The following is a 3,657-nucleotide window of genomic DNA, read 5'->3' as shown; positions in this document are numbered from 1 at the left end:
GAAATAGCCGTAGCGCATTATTTCCCCCGGCTGGGAACGGCGGGCAGGATGGATGGCACTTCACCTTCGCACCGCGTAACTGGTCAGGTCATTTCGGGCGGGGTTGTTGTCGGCGGGTGAGCTGACGCGCTGATGTAGCGGGAAGCGGTTGCGGCACGTAGGGTCCTGGTGTGCCCGCTGAGGACGGACCGCCGTCGTATGAGGTGCTGGCCGCGCTGGTGGCGTCGCTGCGCCGGGAGCTGGCGGATGCCATGGCCGCGGTGGAGGAGACGCGGGCGGAGCTGGGGCGGGCGCGGGAGCAGATCGCTGAGCTTGAGGCGCGGCTGAGGCAGACGCCGCGGAATTCATCCAGGCCGCCGTCCAGCGAGGGGCTGGGCAAGCCGGCGCCGGGGCCGCGGTCGCTGCGGAAGAAAAGCGGGCGCAAGCCGGGCGGGCAGGACGGGCACAAGGGCACGGCGCTGATGCAGGTGGCGCGTCCGGACCGGGAGGTCCGGCATGAGCCAGGCTGCTGCGGGCGGTGCGGGGAAGATCTGGCGGGGCGGCCGGTCACCGCGGTGGAGCGCCGCCAGGTCTTCGACCTGCCGCCGGCCAGGGCCGAGGTGACCGAGCATCAGCTGATCGAGCGGGAATGCGGCTGCGGGCAGCGCACCAAGGCGGTCGCTCCCCAGGGTGCGGACGCCCCGGCCTGCTACGGGCCGCGGATCGCCGCGATCATCATCTACTTGTATACCGGGCAGTTCCTGTCGAAGAAGCGCACCGCGCAGGCGCTGGCCGAGTTGTTCGGCGTCCCGCTGTCATCCGGCACGGTCGCCGCGCTGACCGCCCGCGCCGCCGGGAATCTCGGTGAGTTCCTGGAACGGGCGCGGAAGGAGATCGCTGCCAGCCCGGTGGCGGGGTTCGACGAGACAGGGTTCCGCGTGCAGGGCCGGCTGCACTGGGTGCACTGCGCCCGCACCGGCAAGTACACCGTGTTCATGGTCCATCCCCGGCGCGGGAAGGAGGCGATCGAGGCGATGGGCGTGCTCCCCTCGTTCGCCGGGATCGCCGTCCACGACGCCTGGGCCTCGTATGACACGTACACGGCCCCTGACCACCAGCTGTGCTGCGCGCACGCCCAGCGCGAGCTGCAGGCCGTCACCGATGCCGCGTCCGGGAGCCAGTGGTGCTGGGCCGCCCAGGCCGCCGGGGCGCTGGCCGCGATGCAGGACCTGGTCCGCGAGGCGGCCGTCCAGGGCCGCGACGCCGTCGACCCGGCAGCGCTGGCCGTCCAGGTCCGCCTGTACCGCTCCGCCGCCCTGGCCGGAGCCAGCCAGACCGCCGCCCGATCCGGGGCGCTGATGAAAAAGCACCACGCGCTGGCCCGCCGCCTGCTCGACCGCCAGGACGACTGTAAGTATTCGGAAATCGTGTGGTTACTAAAAGTAAGTGTGCAGGTCAGACCATAGATGCCGGGTCGTGCACCACAGGACTTCCGAATAGTTACGGACGACTACCTGCGGTTCACCACCGACCTCCGGGCGCCACCGGATAACAACGGCTGTGAACGCGACATCCGCATGGCCAAGCTGAAACAGAAAGTATCCGGCTGCCTGCGCACCATCGCCGGCGCCCGTCAGTTCTGCGCCATCCGCAGCTACCTATCCACCGCCGCCAAACATGGCCTCAGCTTTTTCGACGCCCTGGTCATGCTCACCAGAGGCGCAGGGCGATTTCGAGATCACTTATAGTGTCTTCATGGCTACAGTGTGAAATCACGAGGTTGGGCGGCTGACTGGTGCCCGGCTGCGACACTTGCCAATAGCGGAATTTCCGCGGCAGTTCCGGTAAGAAGAAGATGACCTTCTCTTTTCCCGGCATGATGGTTGTTACCAGGCAATCATGCATCCCGGAGAGAAGGCCATCCTATGCTAGTCTCGCAGCCTGCATCCTGCCCGTCAAGTCATAATGCCATAGCAGCCAGGGATGAAAACCCCGGAGATGCGGACATCTCAGGCTTGCTGGGCAGGCTGGCATCTGTCCTCGACCCGCGCAGCCCGCACGGAAAACAGCACCTGCTGGAATTCATCCTGGCAGTCTGCGTAGTGGCGACCCTGGCCGGAGCGAGGAACTACCAGGAAATCGCGAGACATGCGGCGGACATGCCTCAGCCCTTGCTGGAAAAGCTGGGGGCAAGATGGAGCTGGTTCAGGATGTGCTACAGATACCCGAGCAAGTCGGCAATACGAAACGTGCTGACAAGGATCGATGCTGCCGCGCTGGACATCATAACCTGCACATGGATTACCTCCCAGGCCAGGAAAGACGAGAAAGGCGACTGGATAATCGCGCTCGACGGTAAGGTGCTGCGCGGCGCATGGACTGACGAGAACGACAAGGTGACGCTTTTCTCCGCGATGCTCCACGGCGAGGCCGTCACGGTCGCGCAGGTCAGGGTGCCCGACGGCACTAACGAGATCACCCAGGCGGATGCCCTCATGGACGCCATTGATATCCCGGAAGGCGGATCAGTCCTGGTCACGCTCGATGCCGCGCACACCCAGCTGGAAACTGCGGAGGCAATCGGCGCAAGATCAGGATGGGATTACATGATGACCGTCAAGGGAAACCAGCCGTCTCTGCAAAGGAAAGTATTCGATGAAATCCTCCCGCTGCTCCAGAAGCCCCCGTTCCACGTAATGGAAGAACACAGACGCGGCCGGATAAGAAGATGGTCCTGCTGGATCACCGGCGCAGACGGCATCGATTTCCCGCACGCCCGCCAGGCCGCCTGCGTCCGACGCGACGTCTTCGAGATCTCCGGCAGCCGCATAAGCAGGGAGTATGCCTTCATTCTCACCAGCGGGACAACCGGAAAGATGACCGCCGCCGACGTCAGCTTGCACGTCCGCGGCCATTGGGGAATCGAGAACAAGAACCATTACATCCGCGACACCGTATACCGGGAAGATCATTGCCAGGCCTGGACCGGAAACGGCCCTCACGCCCTCGCCTCGCTCCGGAACCTCGCAATCGGGCTATTCCGCCTGAAGGCTGTCGGCTCCATCAAGGAAACCACAGAATGGGTCTGCCGCGACCGGATGCGGGCACTCGTATTTATGACTACTTAGGGAGTAACGTTCGTCACGAAGAGCGATCTTGAATCGGCCCTGCCATTGACGGGCGCGATAGGCACGCTCGTGCTGGTAGTAGAGCTCCATTGCCAGCATCGGCGGAATAGCGCGCACCGTCCGGACGCCGGCTGCCGTAGCGGTCACAGCGGCAGGCGGTTCGGTACGGGCCAGCGCCTGTGGTGCCGCCTCATACACGGTCTTGAAGGCACCCATGCCGCGGTCACCGTTTGGGGGCGCACCCCGGAAGCCCGCACGGCCAAGGGGCTGTAGCAGGTTAGTTCCCAGCACGAGATCCCGGATCACCGTTCCGCTGTGGCAACTGTCCGAATAAACCTCGATGTGAACATCGGAAGCGAATTGGCTCCAGAGATTGTACAGTTCATGGCCGAGGAGCTGGCGATCGTAGGCGACCCAGGTGTCGTCCAGCCCATCGGGCGACTCGCCTGTCGGATCCGGTACCCGCCCGCCATGGCCGGAGTACGTGAGCAGGAAGGTATCGCCGCCTTCCAGTGAATGCGCGGCCTTGCCTATTTCCGTCAGGATGGCG

The 3,657-nt window shown here is 64.8% G+C and carries 3 protein-coding genes and 1 pseudogene; 3 read left to right on the top strand and 1 reads right to left on the bottom strand.

The window, feature by feature from the left end; genetic code table 11:
- Positions 1 to 170: 170 nt before the first annotated feature.
- From tnpC to AC11W3_RS09030, 3 genes are all read left to right on the top strand, one after another.
- Positions 171 to 1,445 carry an IS66 family transposase gene (gene tnpC, locus AC11W3_RS09040; RefSeq protein WP_484092882.1) on the top strand — a complete coding sequence of 425 codons (1,275 nt, stop codon included), beginning with the start codon at positions 171 to 173 and terminating at the stop codon, positions 1,443 to 1,445.
- Complete coding sequence (locus tag AC11W3_RS09035) at positions 1,446 to 1,727, top strand: IS66 family transposase (protein ID WP_484092881.1); 282 nt, start codon at positions 1,446 to 1,448, stop codon at positions 1,725 to 1,727. It begins immediately after the preceding gene.
- Positions 1,728 to 1,904: 177 nt separating this feature from the next.
- The gene (locus tag AC11W3_RS09030; protein ID WP_484092880.1) at positions 1,905 to 3,107 is read left to right on the top strand and encodes an ISAs1 family transposase; all 1,203 of its coding nucleotides are present in this window, start codon (positions 1,905 to 1,907) and stop codon (positions 3,105 to 3,107) included.
- Here the strand turns inward: AC11W3_RS09030 and AC11W3_RS09025 are convergent.
- Positions 3,015 to 3,657 (bottom strand): annotated as a pseudogene (locus AC11W3_RS09025) (hypothetical protein); the annotation flags it as partial. The gene AC11W3_RS09030 and the pseudogene AC11W3_RS09025 sit on opposite strands and share 93 nt — an antisense overlap.

Source organism: Geomonas sp. (genome assembly GCF_056994735.1).
The sequence above is the reverse complement of the archived record's forward strand: the minus strand, read 5'-3'. Positions and strand labels throughout refer to the sequence as shown.

Coding starts and splice junctions, on each gene's coding strand:
- AC11W3_RS09035 (WP_484092881.1), top strand. CDS start 1,446: ATGCCGGGTCGTGCACCACAGGACTTCCGAATAGTTACGGACGACTAC.
- AC11W3_RS09030 (WP_484092880.1), top strand. CDS start 1,905: ATGCTAGTCTCGCAGCCTGCATCCTGCCCGTCAAGTCATAATGCCATA.